The 18,393-nt window shown below is 53.1% G+C and carries 18 protein-coding genes; 6 read left to right on the top strand and 12 right to left on the bottom strand.

What is annotated here, in order from left to right; genetic code table 11:
• Positions 1-3: 3 nt before the first annotated feature.
• Positions 4-957 carry a GTPase gene (yjiA, locus tag LCD46_02890; GenBank protein ID UOY71298.1) on the top strand — a complete coding sequence of 318 codons (954 nt, stop codon included), beginning with the start codon at positions 4-6 and terminating at the stop codon, positions 955-957.
• A gap of 430 nt (positions 958-1,387) precedes the next feature.
• Here yjiA and LCD46_02885 read toward each other — a convergent pair whose 3' ends face one another.
• Positions 1,388-2,746 carry an esterase-like activity of phytase family protein gene (locus tag LCD46_02885; protein UOY71297.1) on the bottom strand — a complete coding sequence of 453 codons (1,359 nt, stop codon included), beginning with the start codon at positions 2,744-2,746 and terminating at the stop codon, positions 1,388-1,390.
• A gap of 410 nt (positions 2,747-3,156) precedes the next feature.
• Here LCD46_02885 and LCD46_02880 point away from each other — a divergent pair, with 410 nt between their 5' ends.
• Entirely contained in the window at positions 3,157-3,702 is a 546-nt protein-coding gene (locus tag LCD46_02880) for a YfaZ family protein (protein ID UOY71296.1), read from the top strand.
• A gap of 88 nt (positions 3,703-3,790) precedes the next feature.
• On the opposite strand, the gene LCD46_02875 is transcribed toward LCD46_02880, so the two are convergent.
• On the bottom strand, positions 3,791-4,528 hold the full coding sequence (locus LCD46_02875) for a hypothetical protein (GenBank protein UOY71295.1): 738 nt from the start codon (positions 4,526-4,528) through the stop codon (positions 3,791-3,793).
• 3 nt (positions 4,529-4,531) lie between these two features.
• Complete coding sequence (locus LCD46_02870) at positions 4,532-6,817, bottom strand: ATP-binding protein (protein UOY71294.1); 2,286 nt, start codon at positions 6,815-6,817, stop codon at positions 4,532-4,534.
• Between the two features lie 222 nt (positions 6,818-7,039).
• On the opposite strand from LCD46_02870, the gene LCD46_02865 reads away from it, so the two are divergent.
• On the top strand, positions 7,040-8,311 hold the full coding sequence (locus tag LCD46_02865; protein ID UOY71293.1) for a DUF445 domain-containing protein: 1,272 nt from the start codon (positions 7,040-7,042) through the stop codon (positions 8,309-8,311).
• On the opposite strand, the gene LCD46_02860 is transcribed toward LCD46_02865, so the two are convergent.
• From LCD46_02860 to LCD46_02850, 3 genes are read right to left on the bottom strand one after another with little or no spacing between them, the layout of a single operon-like run.
• Complete coding sequence (locus LCD46_02860; protein ID UOY71292.1) at positions 8,308-9,384, bottom strand: DUF2955 domain-containing protein; 1,077 nt, start codon at positions 9,382-9,384, stop codon at positions 8,308-8,310. The two genes, LCD46_02865 and LCD46_02860, sit on opposite strands and share 4 nt — an antisense overlap.
• On the bottom strand, positions 9,374-10,441 hold the full coding sequence (locus LCD46_02855) for an HlyD family secretion protein (protein UOY72881.1): 1,068 nt from the start codon (positions 10,439-10,441) through the stop codon (positions 9,374-9,376). The genes LCD46_02860 and LCD46_02855 overlap by 11 nt, the downstream gene beginning before the upstream one ends.
• Positions 10,438-10,908, bottom strand: coding sequence for a MarR family transcriptional regulator (locus LCD46_02850; protein ID UOY71291.1), 471 nt, complete (start codon positions 10,906-10,908; stop codon positions 10,438-10,440). The genes LCD46_02855 and LCD46_02850 overlap by 4 nt, the downstream gene beginning before the upstream one ends.
• A 343-nt stretch (positions 10,909-11,251) precedes the next feature.
• Here LCD46_02850 and LCD46_02845 point away from each other — a divergent pair, with 343 nt between their 5' ends.
• Positions 11,252-11,581, top strand: coding sequence for a hypothetical protein (locus tag LCD46_02845; GenBank protein ID UOY71290.1), 330 nt, complete (start codon positions 11,252-11,254; stop codon positions 11,579-11,581).
• Here the strand turns inward: LCD46_02845 and LCD46_02840 are convergent.
• The 5 genes from LCD46_02840 to LCD46_02820 form a co-directional block, all read right to left on the bottom strand.
• Positions 11,556-12,359, bottom strand: a complete 804-nt coding sequence (locus LCD46_02840) for a DUF4225 domain-containing protein (GenBank protein UOY71289.1) — start codon at positions 12,357-12,359, stop codon at positions 11,556-11,558. The two genes, LCD46_02845 and LCD46_02840, sit on opposite strands and share 26 nt — an antisense overlap.
• Before the next feature lie 180 nt (positions 12,360-12,539).
• Positions 12,540-13,235, bottom strand: a complete 696-nt coding sequence (locus LCD46_02835) for a winged helix-turn-helix domain-containing protein (protein ID UOY71288.1) — start codon at positions 13,233-13,235, stop codon at positions 12,540-12,542.
• Positions 13,207-13,605 (bottom strand): amino acid-binding protein, encoded by a 399-nt coding sequence (locus LCD46_02830; GenBank protein UOY72880.1) that lies wholly within the window; start codon positions 13,603-13,605, stop codon positions 13,207-13,209. The genes LCD46_02835 and LCD46_02830 overlap by 29 nt, the downstream gene beginning before the upstream one ends.
• Positions 13,598-13,921, bottom strand: a complete 324-nt coding sequence (locus LCD46_02825) for an antibiotic biosynthesis monooxygenase (protein ID UOY71287.1) — start codon at positions 13,919-13,921, stop codon at positions 13,598-13,600. The genes LCD46_02830 and LCD46_02825 overlap by 8 nt, the downstream gene beginning before the upstream one ends.
• A gap of 75 nt (positions 13,922-13,996) precedes the next feature.
• The gene (locus tag LCD46_02820; GenBank protein UOY71286.1) at positions 13,997-15,412 is read right to left on the bottom strand and encodes an aldehyde dehydrogenase family protein; all 1,416 of its coding nucleotides are present in this window, start codon (positions 15,410-15,412) and stop codon (positions 13,997-13,999) included.
• A gap of 100 nt (positions 15,413-15,512) precedes the next feature.
• Here LCD46_02820 and LCD46_02815 point away from each other — a divergent pair, with 100 nt between their 5' ends.
• Positions 15,513-16,415: a LysR family transcriptional regulator gene (locus LCD46_02815; GenBank protein ID UOY71285.1), complete on the top strand. Its 903-nt coding sequence runs from the start codon at positions 15,513-15,515 to the stop codon at positions 16,413-16,415.
• Here the strand turns inward: LCD46_02815 and LCD46_02810 are convergent.
• On the bottom strand, positions 16,402-16,881 hold the full coding sequence (locus LCD46_02810; protein ID UOY71284.1) for a carboxymuconolactone decarboxylase family protein: 480 nt from the start codon (positions 16,879-16,881) through the stop codon (positions 16,402-16,404). The genes LCD46_02815 and LCD46_02810 overlap by 14 nt on opposite strands.
• Before the next feature lie 102 nt (positions 16,882-16,983).
• Between LCD46_02810 and LCD46_02805 the strand changes: the two genes are divergently transcribed.
• Positions 16,984-18,372, top strand: a complete 1,389-nt coding sequence (locus LCD46_02805; GenBank protein UOY71283.1) for a PLP-dependent aminotransferase family protein — start codon at positions 16,984-16,986, stop codon at positions 18,370-18,372.
• Positions 18,373-18,393: the final 21 nt, after the last annotated feature.

Genomic DNA, 18,393 nt, shown 5'->3' with positions numbered 1-18,393 from the left:
ACCATGACCCCGATTGCCGTCACCCTGCTGACCGGTTTCCTCGGCGCAGGTAAAACCACCCTGCTGCGCCATATTCTGAACGAGCAGCACGGCTTCAAAATCGCCGTTATCGAAAACGAGTTTGGCGAAGTTTCGGTAGACGATCAGCTGATCGGCGATCGCGCCACGCAGATCAAAACCCTGACCAACGGCTGCATCTGCTGCACCCGCTCTAACGAACTGGAAGACGCTCTGCTGGACCTGCTAGACAGCCGCGATCGTGGTGACATCAATTTCGACCGCCTGGTGATTGAATGCACCGGCATGGCTGACCCCGGCCCAATTATTCAGACCTTTTTCTCCCATGAGATCCTCTGCCAGCGCTACCTGCTGGACGGCGTGATTGCGCTTGTCGATGCCGTCCACGCCGACGAACAGATGAATCAGTTCACCATTGCTCAGTCTCAGGTGGGTTATGCCGACCGCATTCTGCTGACCAAAACCGACGTGGCGGGCGAGAGCGAAAAACTGCGCGAGCGCCTGACGCGCATCAACTCCCGCGCCCCGATTTACAGGGTGACGCACGGGGATATCGACCTGTCTCAACTGTTCAACACCAATGGCTTTATGCTGGAAGAGAATGTCACCTCGAAGCCGCGCTTCCACTTTATGGGAGATAAGCAAAACGACGTGGCGTCGATTGTGGTGGAGCTGGATTATCCGGTGGACATCGGCGAGGTTTCGCGAGTGATGGAGAACCTGCTGCTGTCGTTTGCCGACAAGCTGCTGCGCTACAAAGGGATGCTGTGGATACACGGTGAACCAAACCGCCTGCTGTTCCAGGGTGTACAGCGTTTATATAGCGCCGACTGGGACAGGCCGTGGGGTGAGGAAACGCCACGCAGCGTGATGGTGTTTATTGGCATCCAGCTGCCGGAAGAGGAAATTCGGGCGGCATTTGCGGGACTACAGAAATAAACGCTATGCATCCCCTCTGCCCAGTAATTTATTAACCTGAAGCGATGAGCTTTGTATCAGGAAAATGAATAAATTACAGCGATGTCCTGGTCCGGCTGTAAATCGCCGAGGCGTTTCCGTAAGGCCGGGGCGAGGCGCAGGGATGCGCCGAGAGGGCGTGGCCTGCAGGGATGCAGGCTCATGCCCGACCCGATAGCCTGAAGGAATAAGCTGAGGGCACCGCGAAGCGGCGATTTACCGCCGGGAGCCCGGGTCGCCAGGGTGGTGGCGAGTGAGCCACCCTGGCACGTTCACAGGTCATGCCGTTACAGAGTAGCAAGGAACATAAAGTGAACGGAATAACCTCCACAGCCGTATGTTCCCCCTCACCCCAGCCCTCTCCCTCAAGGGAGAGGGGGCCGTCTGTGCAGGCATTATTTTGTGGGGATACTTATTTCACCGCCTCCGGCAGCGTCACAATCCACAGCTCGCTGTCCGACTCCGGCTTCTTCAGCGGCTTCACGCTGAGCGTGGTTTCCACCGGTTTATCATCCAGCGTCAGCTTACCTTCTGCGTTCACCCGATAATCCTTGAGCTTCTTGCCCTCGACCGGGTTTTGCATCGCCACCTTTACGCCAAAGTCGTTATCGTTCGCCACTGCCAGCGTTTTGCTGTCGATCAGCGCCAGCCCTTCGGCCTTCTCCTGCTGCCAGCCGAGGGCGCGTAAATCAACGACCTGCGTTTTCACCGCAAGGGTTATGCCGCGCTGCGCCAGGGTCTTCTCATCATCAAACTCCGGGTACTCGCCCGGCTTGTCAAAGGCGGAAAGGTCGCTCGCCTTGCTGAGATCCACCTTGTAGATCAGGTTACGCATCCCGTCGTTTTTATCGCTTCCCTGCTCAATCAGCAGGATGTGCTGGTCATCGAGCGCCACAATGTCGCCAATTTTGGCATCACTGTTTTTACTGTAGGCGGAGCTATCGATGGGATAGCCGTACATCGCGGTTTTCCCGGTCGCCGGGTCGAAGCTGACGAGACGCGTAAACAGCGCCTGTTTTTTACTTTTACCGTCGATATCCAGCGTGCTTTGCACAGCGGCAATAATGCGTCCGTCAGGCATACGGGTCAGACCTTCAAAGCCCCGGTTCGGTTGACGCCATTTGATAATGTTTGGCAGACCGCCCGCGATGGATTTTTCCCCTTCCGCCGCCTGCGGCCCATGAATAGCCAGGATTTTCCCACTACTGTCGACGTTTATCAGGAACGGACCATACTCGTCGCACAGCCAGTATCCGCCTTTGCCGTCCGGCGTGATGCCTTCCGTGTCCAGCCCGCGGTTGTCACCCTTCAGCGTCTTTAACGTGTCGCTGAATGCCACTTCATTGGTGGAGCCAATCACGCCGCTTTGCAGCGGTAGCCCGTTAATCTCGCCTTTATCGTCGTGCAGAGGGCGGGCATCAATGGCCTCGGCTTTACCGTCTTGTACACGGATGGTCATCAGCAGCGGCGCGAAATCCGGCGTAACAAAAATTTTGGCTTCGTTTTTACCCATTTTTGGCGCGTCCGCATTCGGACCACGATCGGTAACCGTCACGAAGGTCAGCGCATCGCCCTGCTTGCCGGTGAACAACAGGCCAGAACCGATTCCGACAGGAAGTCCATGCGGGAAAGCATCCGCAAACGCCCCGCTGTAGTTCACGTGGGAGCCTTCGGGAAAGCTAACGACATAGTGTTCAGCCGTGGGCTGCGCCGCCAGGCCAGAGAAAGAGAGCGCACAACCGATAAGTACAGGAATAATTTTTCTTTTCATATTGTTAGCATCCATAGAGTGAAGCCAACACCGTAAAGAATCAACGTGTCAGAAAAATGACATTGCGAGGAAACAGGGCCGAGCAGCTGAACGTATAGTCAGCGCCAGAAATGTAAGTTTTTGTGGTTTTGTATGACACCTGAAACATTTCTGGAAATTATTAGAAATGCCATTAATGCATTCCGAATGATTATCCCCGCCTCGTTCAGTTTATGTTTAGTCAAAAAATTAAACTGTTCTTAAACAGCAGAAAATCACGCGTTGACACCTCTAAAACAAAACACCTTCATAACAATTTGGGCAATAAAATTAACATTTACAGTATAAAAAGTTGATCCTAACCACATTTGCAGTCATAAACATCGCTTGTTAAGGTGCCGTAAGATTAATTTGATGACGAGGCATAAAACATGAAAAAACTGAATATCCTTCTTCTTTCTGCTCTGACCGCTATCTCGGGTTCCGCACTGGCGATGGGTGGCAGCATTGAGCAGGGTAAAAACTTTACCAACCTCAATCTGGAAATGGGTAAATCCTCGTCTGGCCTGTATGCCGAAAGCAACTGGCTTAAAAACACTGACGACGGCACCCAGACAGGTGGAGTGGGTGCAGGTTACAACCTGGAAGTCGGCCCGGTGATGCTGAATGCGGGCGCGAAGGCGATCTACCTTGGCCCGAAAAAAGGCGATAACGGCGTGGCGTTCCCGATTGGTGGCGGCGTTAACGTTGCCCTGACCGACAGCATTCACGTATTTGGTGAAGGTTATGTCGCGCCAGAAGGTCTGAACAACAGCGTGAAAAACTACGTTGAAGCCAATGGCGGCGTAAGCTGGACGCCAATTACGCCAGTGACCCTGAAAGTGGGTTACCGTCACGTGAGCGTAGATGGCAAAGACGGCCGTCCTGGCCATACGCTGATTGACGGCGCCTATGTGGGCGGCGGCGTGAGCTTCTAAGTCTTATGGTCATAAAAAACCTGTCTGATGGCAGGTTTTTTTATGTCGAGTTGGCTAAGCTCTACCAGATTAGAGAGCGTTATAACGACTAATTTGCTTCCGTGCTGGCAAGAATAAATCCTTGCAACTCGTTTACAAAATCCCGAACGCTGTCACCGCCTAATCCACTTTCATTCATCGCCTTTAGATTATCCAGTACCTCTCTCAGCCCGTCATCACGACTCAGCAGAATTTCCGCTTTAGAAATATCATGGAGTAGATCCAGGCACAGTTTTTTACCTGCCGCAGTTATCCCGCCATATGCTCTGAAAGCAAAATCATTTGTAGCATAACTCATCCATGAAATATGATCATTATAGGCATGGTGGTTGCAATGAAATGCCGCCGTCAGTTGAGATGCCACAGGATAAACACCCGCTGGGTTTATACCACTCCACCAGACTGCTTTACTTTTCTTTAAATTGCAGTCATAGCAAGCAACGGCGAGATTTTTCATGGTCAACGAAAACCGAGGAAAATAGTGACGAGGCAAAATATGCTCAATTGGCTTTGCATGGGCAATGTTATAAAGATAGCGTTGACAATAGCAGCAACGGTATTTCTGTTTTTTGGCCAAATAGTCTCGCAGATTTGATGTAATCTCGGAACCTTCAAGTTTCGTCGTTGTCTCATCCTCCGGAATAGATAAGTCACGCAATTCCCCCCAGACATCCACCGCATTAGTAATGGCATGCAAATATAGCCGAACTAGCTCACGCTTAGCGGCCGCTTTTTTTCCTTTCCGGAATGGAAGTTGTGCACAAAAATCATCAAACTGAGTCGTCATTTATCACCCCACCTGCTCATTTTGTTGGTAAGTTTGATATAACTCCTCCACCGCATCCTGCGCTCTTCGAACCAGGGAAATTTCATTAGTTAGCGCATGTTGGTTATTTTCATTAAGCTTCCTTGATAGCTCACGTAGTTCTTTTTTAGATTTCTGATATTGTATTTTAACATCTTGATTACTGTTAACCGTCTCCATCAATGCTGAAACAGATTTAGCACAGGCTTCATATACACTTCTGTTATTTTTGGTAACAACATCAAAGCTATCAAAAATCGTAGATTCGACATTTCTCACACTATCTTTTTCAATTATATCAAGGTGAGCCTGAGAGGCAGTGTAGCATTTGTTTTTATTCATATCGACACTATTAATAATAATGGGTGAATGTGTCGCAACTACAAATGATGCGCGATACTCTTCAGATATCATATCAAATAAATACGGAAGTTTTTGCTGCCACTCTATATGCATGCTCACCTCTGGTTCATCAATGAGCATCACATCACCATGCGCAATATTTGATATTATTCTTGAAAACATCAACAGCAACTGTTGTTCACCTGAACTCAGGTTATCGAAGATCACTATTTGATCATTATTCACATGCCGTATAGCCAATAAATAACCATCATTTTTCTCTTCCTGTGCAATAAAATCTTCCATTTTATACACATTACTATAATCAAATGAATTATTCTTACTTTCCCTATAAGTAATCGGCACGCAATATATATTTCCTGAGAATCCAATGTTTTTAAGAAGTGAGTTAAAAAACTTATGAGTCGCGTTATCAGAAAAAATATTACTAACACACTCTAAAATTCCTTTATTTCTATTTAGTAGTGAGATATGTTTTTCACTGTGCTTATCACCAAGATAAACAATGCCCCTTTTACCTTTAAGAGGATGAAAACGATCCGTAAGACCAAACGAAACCAGTAACAAGCGTTGATTTTCGTTAACTAATTTCTCTGCAAGAAAACGCAGAAGCAAACTTTTACCTACACCGTTATTCCCAATAACATAATGACCACCGGTGGTATTACCAGCCTTTATACCATGATAGATCATTGCGTAGTCGAGAGGAGAAAAAATCAAATCTTCATCTATAGATGAAGAAACAAACTTAGCTACATTCATGGATTTACTGGCATAAAATTCATTTGGCGATGCTCTATATACTAAACCCGGCACATCTTTGTATCCATCAGGGAAAAATCTGTCAAAATATTTTTTAGCTTTACTAGTTTTATTTATTACCCAATTAACTGAACGTCTGTTAGAGCCTATCGATACTAATTTACTAATAAAAGACGAAAGTAATGAATCATCCCCATTGAGGAGAGAATACAGCTTATCTGAGTTTATAAAGAGTACATCATCTGTATTTTCTCCATAAGAGTCTAATATATATAAATTCCTGGCATTAGCATTATATGCACGAGGAAGTTCTATCACTGCTCGCAAAACACCTGAACGCGCTAATTCAACAAGACTCGATCCATAGCTTCGGGCACTCCCTAAAACAAACGCATGGAATTTCTTCGCTCTTGACAGATCCCCAAAATACTCAAAAGCATTAGCCCTTCCAGATGGGTAATAATTATTTTGCTTAAAGAAAAAACTGTCAACATTTCTAATGAAATAAACTTCTTGATCACCACGACTATTAATATCCACTCCGTGTAAGTACAGCCGCATCCCCAGATAAAAGTCTATATCACCCTGATCCTGTAAAGAAAGAACTTTAGCACCTTTGATCGCAACCTCCCCTGTTAACAATGGTATTTCCTGCACAAACCTATGTTTTAAATGTCTGCCAGATAATATATTAATCAACGAGGAAACAAAATTATCTATTTTTTCACCAAACAAGTAATTAAAGAAGTAATCATACAATATCTTACTATTATTAAAATCACTAACTTCTTTTGCTAACCTAAACACTTCCCGGATAACGTTTCCATTACTAATAACTTCATCGGAGTATTTAACATGACAATAATCATGCAATGCATCCCGAATACGCCGAATTAACCCAGAATACAAATCTACATTTTGTGATAAGTACCGAGGTGATTCTTGATATTCTAAAAAATCCACAAGCTTATCGTCATCCTTGGAGCGATCAAAACGTTCATTTTTCCAAATATATTCTCTAAAAAACAATATACTTAAAAAACACTTAATGACCCGTGTTTGATCCTCTCCATAATTATTAGATATATATTTCAGTTTTTTTAAGCAGTTACTTGCCTGGATATCAAATTCAGTAAACGATTCCATTGCTATGTCCGTATAGTGACAAAAGAGTGATTGAAAAGAAGAGTTACTAATTAATAAGTTAAATCCACTATAACATCTACCCATTCACAATCAATTACTTATAACAAAAAGTGTTAGATTTATATTCCATTATATCGCTAATACCCGTCTACAAAACGTCATCCAGTACATAGTTTTATCCCACCTTTGCACTTTCCTCCCGTCTCCCTCTATCCTTACCCCATGGAAAAAATTACTGAACTCAAACGCGCCAAGCTGTTGGCGCTGTCGCTGCTGCTGCTGGCCTCTGCGGCGTTTATCACCACCCTGTTCCTGCCGCAGATCTTCTGGGTGCGCGGCGTGAAGGCCATTGCCGAGGCGGCGATGGTCGGCGCGCTGGCAGACTGGTTTGCCGTGGTTGCGCTGTTCCGCAGAGTGCCCATTCCCTTCATCTCGCGCCATACGGCAATTATCCCGCGCAATAAGGACAGGATCGGCGACAATCTCGGCCAGTTCGTGCAGGAAAAATTTCTTGATACCCAGTCGCTGGTGGCGTTGATCCGCCGCTATGAACCCGCACAGATGATCGGTGCCTGGTTCAGTAAACCAGACAACGCCCAGCGCGTCGGGCTGCATCTGATGCAGGTGATGAGCGGTTTTCTCGAACTCACCGACGACGGACGCATTCAGCGTCTGCTCAAGCGCGCGGTGCATAAGGCTATCGATAAAGTGGATTTCACCGAAACCAGCGCCGTGATCCTCGAAAGCATGACCAGAAATAATCGCCACCAGGTGCTGCTGGACGCCATCATCAACCGCCTGATTACCCTGATTCAGCGGGAAAGCACGCGGGACTTTATTGCCGACCAGATTGTCCACTGGCTGAAGACCGAGCACCCGCGCAAGGCGATGGTGCTGCCCACCGAGTGGCTAGGTGACCAGAGTGCGGAGATGGTATCGAACGCGGTAAATACGCTGCTGGACGATATCAGCCACGACCGCACGCACCAGATCCGCCAGGCGTTCGACCGCGCCACGTTGAAGCTTATCGACAACCTGATAAATGACCCGGAGATGGCGGCGAAAGCCGACAACATCAAGCACTATCTGAAGAACGATGAGGCGTTTAACCGCTATCTGGGGGAAATGTGGGCCGACCTGCGCCAGTGGCTGAAAGCGGATATGCAAAGTGAGGATTCGCGCGTGAAGCAGCGCATCGCCAACGCCGGGCCGTGGTTTGGCGAAACGCTGTCAAACGACGCCAGCCTTCGGGCGTCGCTGAACGAGCATCTGGAGCAGGCCGCGCACCGCCTCGCACCGGATTTCGCCGCGTTCCTGACCCGGCACATCAGCGACACGGTGAAAAGCTGGGATGCCAAAGATATGTCCCGCCAGATTGAACTGAATATTGGCAAGGATCTGCAGTTCATCCGCGTCAACGGCACGCTGGTGGGCGGGACGATTGGCCTGATCCTGTTTTTACTCTCGCAACTCCCCGTCGTACTGAGTTTCTAATCTTCTTTGGGCGGCGCGATAACGTAGCGCGTCGCCTCGAAGCGATTCAAAACCAGATGCACGAGAAAGACCATCGTCAGCGTTGCTACCAGCGAAAAGGTGACGGAGGTGATGCGATAGAGATCGCTGAACACCAGGTCAGTGTCCGGGTGCATGTTCTGCCCGAACATAATGCCGATGGTGGTAATACTGGAAAACCCCACCCCGGCCCCCACTTTCTCCATCACATGCAGACGCGCACCAAACGCCAGGCCGAGGCCAATAAGTGGCATCATCAGCAGCATATGGCTGCTGTGATCGTAGAGGATAAGCTGGACGACAAGAATATAGAGACAGCCCAGCACTACGCCGACCACGCGCCAGATGGAGCTCATCACCGCGCCGCGATAGTGCATCGGGAACAGAATCAATATCCCCGCCATCAGCGCCGAGAGCGAATCGCTTAAATCGCTAATCTGAAACACCACGAATATCAGCGTCGCGACGGTGCCGGAGAGCAGCGACTCGTGTCGCACCCGGGCGTCATCTTTCTCAATCAGCGGTGGCGGCTTGCGTGGCTCCACATCCGGCAGGAGATAGTTCATCAGCGCGCTCAGGCATACCGCCATGATGCTCGCTTCGATGTTGGAAAACAAAAGCGTGTGCCAGTTGGTGGTGGGATAACTCATAAAATTGAGCATCACGCTCTGACACACCACCCCCATCGAACCGAACAGGAACAATGGCCCCTTGCTCATAAAGCGAAAACGCATCACGTACAGGGCAAACACCACCAGCGTCATAATGAGCGGCCATTGCGACAGATAGCCGATGATAATCACCATTTCAACGCAGTTTAGCGATGCGCTGAAGATAAACTGCTTCGCCACGTGGCGGTTAAACACCGGGACCAGCGACAGAAGCATGATCGGGTAGACCACATAAAACACGCCGTAGCTGGTGTTGTAGAAACTCGAGATGCTCAGAGCAATCATCCCGGCAAGCACGATTCGCAGGGTCTGACGAAAATCGTTTGCCGTGTAGACGATATTACCGTGCGGGGTAAATACCCGCGCCAGCGTATTAATAGACATAGTGCAGCAGGCTTACCAGATGGATCTGCATCCCGGAGAAGAAGCGCGCAAACGGGCCTTCACTGTTGTAGAGCTGCACGGTCGCGCGTGCCCCGGTTGGCAGATGCTTCGGCAGCGTTTCATCCAGCGTCACGTGAATGCGCATCCGCTGGGCATCACGTACCCAGCGGTTAGAGGTTTCCGGCTCTGACAGTTGGCCGTTAACGGCCTCCTGGCCCGCAAGGATCCCCGCATCGCTGCTGGTCACGTGGGCGCGAAAGACGTGCCCCGGAAAGGCGTCAAACACCACGGCCGCGTCGGTGCCCTGATGGGTATGACGCAGGCTTTTTTCACGGAAGTCGGCCACGATATCGGTCTGGTTGTTCACCAGCGCCAGCGCGGCTGAGCCTGACGAGGCATAGAAACCGGGGCTTAGCTGCAGGTTACTCACCGTACCGTCCGCCTGCGCGTAGACCTTCGTCCAGCCGAGGTTCAGCTCTGCTTCATCCAGCGCGTTACGGTATTTTTGCAGCGTCACGTTGCGGTGCTCGTCCCGCTCGCCGCGCTGGATGCGCAGGTTCTGGATATTGGCCTGAATCGAACTGACAGACTGTTCGCTGCTCTGCCAGGTGGTGCGGACTTTATCCAGATCCGCCTGCGAAACGTTCTGCAGGGTGCTCAGCTTCTGATAACGATCAAACGTGACTTTGTCGTTACGCGCGGTCAGCACGGCGGTTTTCAGGTTAGCCTGCGCGGCGGCGATTTGCGCATCCAGCTGTTCGTTGGAAAGACGTGCCTGCTCCAGCGCGATTTGCGCCGCTTCCACTTTATTGCGAAACGGCGTGTCATCCAGTTCAAAGAGCAGATCGCCTTTCTTCACCTGGCTGTTGTTATGCACGTGAACTGCCGCCACGTAGCCGGAGACGCGCGGAGAAACCGGCGTCACCACGCGCATCACGGTGGAATCTGGCGTCAGCGGGATCCAGATATCCGCGACGATAAAGTAGACAAGCATCAGCAGGAAAGAGGCAATACTCACCCTTACCCAGCGGGCAAACTTTTGTTCAGGCGTCATTATTTTTCGATCTTGTTATCTTCTTCGCGGATTGTCCGCAAATTGCAGGCGAATTGATTCAGGGTGGCGCTGAAAATGTCGATATGCTCCGGCGCGATGTTTTGCGATACACGCGTCTGATATGTCTCAATCACCTGAGTAAGCCTTTTTAATATGGCTTTTCCCTCAGGCGTCAGCGTCAGAAGCCGGATGCGCTTGTCATAAGGCGATACGGAGCGCAGCAGGTATCCCTGCTTTTCCAACTGTGTCAGAGTGCGCATCAGCGGCGGCAGTTCAATCCCCTGCACCTCCGCCAGCTCACTCACGGAGACGTTATCCCCGAGCTGATGAAGCTGCATCATTACTGTCCAGCTCGACTGGGTTAATCCGGTATCGAGAATGGCATCGTCAATGACGGCACGCCACTGACGCACGATCATTGCCATCCGCATGCCCATCGGCCTGCGGCTAAACAGATTTTCTTCACTCATGGGGAAACCTCTCATCACACGCGGTCACGATAATAGTTATCAGGGTAAGTATCAAGAAACGAGAGGTAAAAGCGCAGGAATTGCGAAACGATATATCCCTATCCCTGTTGGCTGAGGGATCCCCAGTAATATGGTCATGCCGGATCAGGTATGACAGAACCCGCCGGTGCCTGATGCTGCTTGCCTGATGGCGTCAGTGTAAACACTTCCTTTCTACCCTGTAGTCTGCCAGCCACATCATTTAACGGCAACGGCACAATAATCAAGGCAGGTGAAGACAAAAGCAGGAAGGAACCGGTCTTATAAATAGTGTATTCTTTTTATCAGGTTAAAGGAGACGTGAATGACAGTGAAAAACCAGGAACTAATAGCGGCAGGATTCACCAGTAAGGATATCGAGAGAATCAAACGTCACCAGGCGACGGGGGAATCTCAGGAAAAGGTTCTGAAAGATCTGGCCGGCTATTTCCTGTCGGTAGCCTGGATCACAGGCGGGATGGCCATCATCACCCTGCTCACCGCGATCTTTGGCAGTGCCAGCCATGTTATCTCCTGTCTGGTTGCCGTCGTCTTTCTGCTGATTGTGCTGCTTCTGGTGATGCCAGTCAGACTTGGCTATAAATCATGGAAGCTGATGAGATCACATATCAGCGACTCCGGTCATCACGGGTAAGGAGTTCCAGTACCACCTTCGCACTGACCCCCCATCCCAGAACCTTCATCGTCAGTTTGCCCGGAGACATGGTTTCCACCTTGCGGTAATAGTCTCCAGGAAGATAACGAAAAAGACGCCAGGCCTCAGCTTTCCCGGTCAGACCAAACACACCATAAACGTTGGCTGCAAGCGTAGTTGCATTAAAGATCCCCATGCCGACATCGCGGCTGAAGCCCATAAATTCCGCTACGGACATGGCGCCGTCCGCAAGGATCCCCTCTGAAGCAGGTTCATTCAGGAGCTGGCGGGCTGCCTCCCGTGATACCGTATTAAGGGCATCACCGACCAGAACGGCACCGGCAAGCATACCAGCAGGCGTCATCGTTGCGATCATAACACCGCCAAACACAGCCTGAACGCCGGCGAGAACGACCTTAATCCCGGATATGAAGTATCCGACAATTTTATTCTGCTCTGTTACATACTGAATTTCAGCGTAGATTCGGGCATAACCGGTTTTCAGCATGCGCGACTGTTCAAGCAGGAACTCATTCTCAGCCCTTAGTTTTTTCAGGCAGGTAATGCATTCTTCATCGCTCTTTGCTCTCCTCGCCGCGTCAAACTGTTGCATGACAACCTGTCTTATTTCATCCACAAATTTCAGACGGGTCAGTGAATCAGTGAGGTGCATGGCCGCGACGGTATTTGCTGTATTCACAAGCTTTCGGGCTTCCAGATTGATCATTGTATCAGCCCACTGGCGCCGACTCTGCCCAGGAAAAAGAGCGATATCCATTGCATATTCCTTTTCTGTCGTCAGGACGAATATTCCTTAACCGACCAGCCTGGGTCAGTTTGGGTATAGAGAACTATTGTACAGAAAGCCTGTTTTTGGAACAGGGTTACCTGGAGCAATAGGAGGTACACCAGATCTGTCAGAGAGGGTCGGAGTGAGGGCATCAGCCCGCAGCGGAATTTAACGGCTAAAATGTTTGGTAATGGCATCCTTCCCCAATGCCGTCACCACCACCTCCCTATACCCCGCCACCCGCTGGATCCAGCCTTTACTTTCCAGATGCGCGAGCAGCAACGCGCCGGCTTCTCCACCCAGGTGAAACCGCCGCTCGCTCCAGTCGAGGCAGGCGCAGCAGGCCTTGCGGCGGGAATGAGCATTTAACGGAATGCCGAGTTTCAGGAACTGCTCACGGCCATATAGCGTAAGCGCTGAACCGTCTGCCTCCAGCCAGCCTTCAGCCTGCATGAAATCGTAGATCTGCACCGCCACCGTACCCGCCAGATGGTCGTAGCAGGTCCGGGCTTCCCGCATGGCTTTCGGCGCGGTGGTTTCCGGTGGGGTAATGCGGCTCCACGAAAGCCCCATCATCTGCTCCACCAGCGCCGCCACGTCGTGCCCGGCAAGGCGATAATAGCGGTGACGACCCTGAGAGAGGCAGGTAATCAACTTCCCTTCCACCAGCCGGGCGAGATGCCCGCTGGCGGTCGACGGTGCAACGTCTGCCGCGGTGCTCAGTTCGGTAGCCGTCCACGCGCGCCCGTCCATCAGCGCGCAGAGCATCTTCACGCGCGACGGATCGGCCATTGCCGCCGCCACCGATGCAATGGCCAGTTCCAGCGCCGCGCTGTTATCTGGCGGTAAGCTCGTTTTTAACATGGGTCGCCCAGGGTTCGGTGATCTCTGCGGCCAGCTTATCATCATCCGTCAGCAGAATAAGGTGATTTGCGTGGTCGCTATACTGAGTAAGAATAGACACACCGCGTGCCGCCAGCGCCGCCGCAATGTCGCCTAACTCGCCAGGCCGCTCCTGCCTGAGTTTCCTGATAATCGGCTTGCGCACCGCCTGCACGGTAAATCCTGCCGCCATCAGAACACGTTGCGCTTTTTCTCCATCCTCAACGAGAAAATGGGCATCGGTACCAAATACGCCACCGCCCTCCAGCCCCACGCCGTTGCGGCCTAACAGCTGCCCAAAGCGCGCCAGTTCGCCGGGCCCGTCGCTGAAAATCACGTGAAGGTCATACATCGGCATGCCCTCCGGTTTCGGAACTATACTCCCGCACCATCTGCGCCACCCGAATGCGGTAGTACGCAAAAATTGACGCCCGTCCTTCAGCCTGCGCCGCCTGGTGAAAAACGTTCTGCTTCCAGTGACGGATAGCCTCTTCGTCACGCCACCAGGAAAGGGACAGAATTTTGCCGTCGGTGGTCAGGCTCTGAAAACGTTCGATATCAATAAAGCCGTCGATGTCGGCCAGCAAAGGCTTAAGCTCTGCGGCAAGCTGAAGATAGCGCGCCTGATGGGCTGGCGCGGCTTTGGCTTCGAAAATAACTGCGATCATGAGGGTCTCTCCGTGGTGATGTTGAGGAGAGCATGCGGGATGGATAAGCACAATGCTTCGGTAAATAGCGAAGTTTTAGCCCAGAATTGACCTCGGCTCCATAAACGCCCGAATCCCCCACTCGCCCATCTCGCGCCCCACGCCAGAGTGCTTAAACCCGCCGAACGGTGCTTTCGGTTCATGAGCAAGCGTGTTTACCAGCACGCGACCGGAGACAATCTGCTGCGCCACACGACGCGCACGTACCACATCATCGCCCAGCACCACCGCACTCAGGCCATACTCTGTGTCGTTGGCAATGGCGACAGCCTCCGCCTCGTCCTGATAGGGGATCACGCACAGCACCGGGCCAAAAATCTCGTCGCGGGCAATCGTCATCTGGTTATTCACGTCCGCAAACAGCGTCGGGTGCACAAACCAGCCGTCCTGCGTGCCTTCCGGTCGCCCTTCACCGCCTGCCAGCAGGCGTGCTCCCTCTTCTGTGCCCTTGCGGATATAGCCCTGCACCCGCTGCCACTGCTTTTCGCTGACCATCGGGCCGACATCCGTTTCGCTATCGCGCGGGTCACCGGATTTCACCGCCGCCACTGCCTGCGCCAGCGCGGTTTCGATCTCCAACTTACGCGACTGCGGCACCAGAATGCGCGTTCCGGCCACACACGCCTGCCCGCTGTTCATAAACCCGGCCTGAATCACAAGCGGGATCGCCTGAACCAGATCCACATCATCCAGCAGGACCGTCGGCGATTTACCGCCTAACTCCAGGGTCACGCGCTTAAAGCTTTCCGCCGCGTTGCGCAGGATAGCCTTACCGGTATTCGTCGAACCGGTGAACGAAATTTTTGCCACGTCCGGATGGCGGCTGATGGTGTCGCCCACCGTCTCGCCGCGCCCGGTGACGATATTAAACACGCCTGGCGGCAGCGCGGCATCACGCAGCGCTTCGGTGACAATCTGGGTTTGCAGGGCGCTCATTTCGCTCGGCTTGATAACTGCCGTACAGCCCGCTGCCAACGCGGCTGCCAGCTTGCCGCAGATAAAGCCCGCGTCGCTGTTCCACGGCGTAATCAGCCCGGCCACACCCAGCGGGGTCATCTGCACCGTTGCTGCGCCTGCGGGGGTGACGAATTCAAACGCCTCGAGCGCCTCTATCGCCTGAGCAATAACATCTGCCGGATAGCTGGCCATCCACGCCGAGCGCGAGGCCGGCGCGCCGTACTCTTCAATGACGGCTTCCAGCAAATCGTCATGACGGGCCACTACAGCCGCGTGCATACGCTTCAGCGCTGCGATGCGCTCCTGCTTTGAGGTTTGCGACCATGCCGGAAATGCCGCTTTTGCCGCCGCGATGGCGCGCCCGGCGTCAACCTCATCCGCCAGGCGAACCTGCCCTATGACCTGCGCCGTCGCCGGGTTGTACAAATCAAACCGTTCGGTGCCGTGCGGGGTAACAAATTCGCCGTTAATAAAGATCTGTTCGATAGTGTGCATATAACCCTCCTGAGGCTGTGTGAGGACAGTCTGGCACAGCTTCTCCGTTGCGATAATCCACGCTATGCTGCAAGGGTTGTTTCGATTTTCAGGATAATCTATGCATCGTTCAGGTCTGACAGAGCTGGAAGTGGTAATGGCCGTCGTGCGGCGCGGTAGCTTTCGCGGCGCGGCGCAGGAGCTGGGGATGTCCGCCACGGCGGTGAGCAATGCCATCGCCGGGCTGGAGAGTCGCCTTGATATCCGCCTTTTTAACCGCACCACCCGCAGCGTAGCGCTCACCGACGCCGGACAGCGCTACGTGGCACGTATTGGCCCAGCCCTGCAGGAGATCCGTCTCGCCAGCGAGGAGATCCACAGCGATACCGGGGAACCCGCCGGAACGCTGCGCCTGAACGTGCCAAACAATATCGGCACGCTATTCCTGGATCAGTTGCTGATCGACTTTATGATCCGCTACCCGAAAATGCGCGTGGAAACAGTAAGCGAAGCAAAGATGATCGACATCGTTGCTGAAGGCTATGACGCGGGGATCCGCCTTGAAGAGTCCGTGCCTCAGGACATGATCGCCGTGCCGCTGACCGGAGAGATCCGCCAGCTTGTCACCGCTACGCCGGGCTATTTCGCCCAGCACGGCATACCCGAGACGCCGGAAGATCTGCTGCAACACCAGGGGATCGGCATGCGTATGGCCCACGGCGGGATCTACCGTTGGGAGCTGGCGCGTCGGGGTGAAACGTACGCGCTTGCCGTGCCGCCGCGCTTTGCGACGTCCGATCTTTTTGCTTCGATCCGCGCCGTGAAAGCGGGATTAGGCGTGGGATTTTTGCCGGAACTGTATATTCGGGAAGAGCTAGAGAGTGGAGAACTAGTGAGCGTCCTGAACGACTGGGCGCAGCCGTTTGCCGGGCTGCGCCTGTATTACCCCGGCCACCGCCACGTCCCGCCAGGACTACGGGCGCTGGTGGCGATGATCCGCGAGCGCGGGATTATTCCAGGTTAGCCTTATTCAGCCCGTAAGCCGCGTCCAGTGAGCCCGGCGCCATGCGGGAGGTGATCCCCAGGCGGTTCCAGGCGTTGATCGCCACGATGGCGAAGTTCAGCTCTGAAATCTCGACGTCCGAGAAGTGCTCCGCCACGCTGCGATAGAGCGCATCGCTCACGCCATGCACGCCAATCTGGGTCAGCGCTTCGGTGAAGGCCAGCGCGGCTTTTTCGCGAGCGCTGAACAGCGGGGACTCGCGCCACGCCGCCAGATGATACAGGCGCAGCTCGCGCTCGCCGGCAATTTTGGCCTCTTTCGAGTGCATATCCAGGCAGAAGGTACAGCCGTTCAGCTGCGACACGCGAATGTCGATCAGGTGTTTCAGCGCCGGGTCGATGGAGGTTTTCGCCACCTCCATGCTCAGGGCAGACAGCGCGTTGGCGAGGGCGGGGGTGGCTTTATGGTGGTTAACGCGAGTGCTCATTGTCTTTCCTCTTTTTTGTGCGGCATATGTCATGCGATGAGGCAAATCTACGCCGTTCATGACATAGTAAAAAGATACAAAAACCATGAAATGAGGTAGGACATGAAGCCGGGCTATCACGAGATCTATACCCGCTATCGCGACAACATCACGCGCGGCGTGCTGAAGCCCGGCGACAAAGTGCCTGCTATACGGGTCCTGGCCGAAGAGCTGAAAGTGGCGCGCAAAACCGTCGAAACGGCCTATGCCATCCTGACGGGCGAAGGGTATCTGGTGAGCCAGGGTGCGCGCGGCACGCGGGTCAACCCGGATTTACTGTTACCGGATAAAAATGCCCCTGCGGAACAGCCCACCGGCACGCTTCCGGCATCGCTTATCAGCCAGCGCGAACGGGCCGGTTTTCTGCGACCCGGCATCCCCGCGCTCGACAGCTTCCCGTATAAAAAATGGCTGCTGCTGGCAGGCCAGGCAACGCGCGCCATGCGCCAGGAGGAGATGCTCAACCCGCCTGTCCTGGGCTGGTATCCACTGCGCCAGGCCATCGCCAGCTACCTCAACATCTCGCGCGGGCTCTCCTGCAGCGCCGAACAGGTGCTGATCACCAGCGGCTACAGCGGCAGCCTGCGCCTGATCCTCGACACCCTCGCCAGCCGCAGCGATAAGGTGGTGTTTGAAGATCCGGGCTACTTTATGGGCCAGCAGTTGCTCAAGCGGATTGTCCCGCGCCTGCACACGGTGCCGGTCGATCGCTGCGGCATCGACACGGAGTATCTACTTCGTCACCATCGCGATGCGCGTTTTGCCATTGTCACCCCGTCGCACCAGAGTCCGCTGGCGGTGACGCTCTCCCTGCCGCGTAAACAGCAGCTTCTCGACTGGGCCAGCCAGAACGAAGCGTGGATTATTGAAGACGATTACGACGGTGAATTTCATTACACCCGCAAGGTACTGCCTTCGCTGAAAAGCCTCGACCAGCACGACCGGGTGATCTTTATGGGTACCTTCAGTAAAACCATTATGCCGTCACTGCGCATGGGTTACGTGGTGATGCCCGCCAGCACCGTCGGGGCGTTTACCGACTGTGCTGACATCACCACCAGCGGCCAGCCGGTGCTGACGCAAAAGATCCTCACCGCGTTTCTCAACGAAGGCCATTTTTTCCGTCACCTGAAAAAGATGCGCGCGCTGTACCAGACCCGCCGCGACTGGATGATTGCAGCCCTGCGCGAGGTGTATGGCGATCTGTTTTTCACCGAGCAAAACGATGGCGGGATGCATATTGTGGCCTTTCTGACGAAAGGCAGTTGCGACAGAGAAATCGCCCGTTGCTGGCAGGAACAGCAGTTACAGGTGAATGCGCTCTCGGAGTGGTATCGCGGGTCGGGTAAACGTTATGGGCTGGTGATGGGTTATAACAATGTGCGAACGTATCAGGAGGCGATTGAGCTGCTGGAAAGGCCGAAACAGCAGACGCTTGCGCTGTTGAGCTGAACATTGCCGGGTAGCGGCTGC

The sequence above is a fragment of the Enterobacter ludwigii genome (assembly GCA_023023105.1).
GTDB lineage: Bacteria > Pseudomonadota > Gammaproteobacteria > Enterobacterales > Enterobacteriaceae > Enterobacter > Enterobacter adelaidei.
This window is presented reverse-complemented; position numbering and strand designations above follow the sequence as displayed.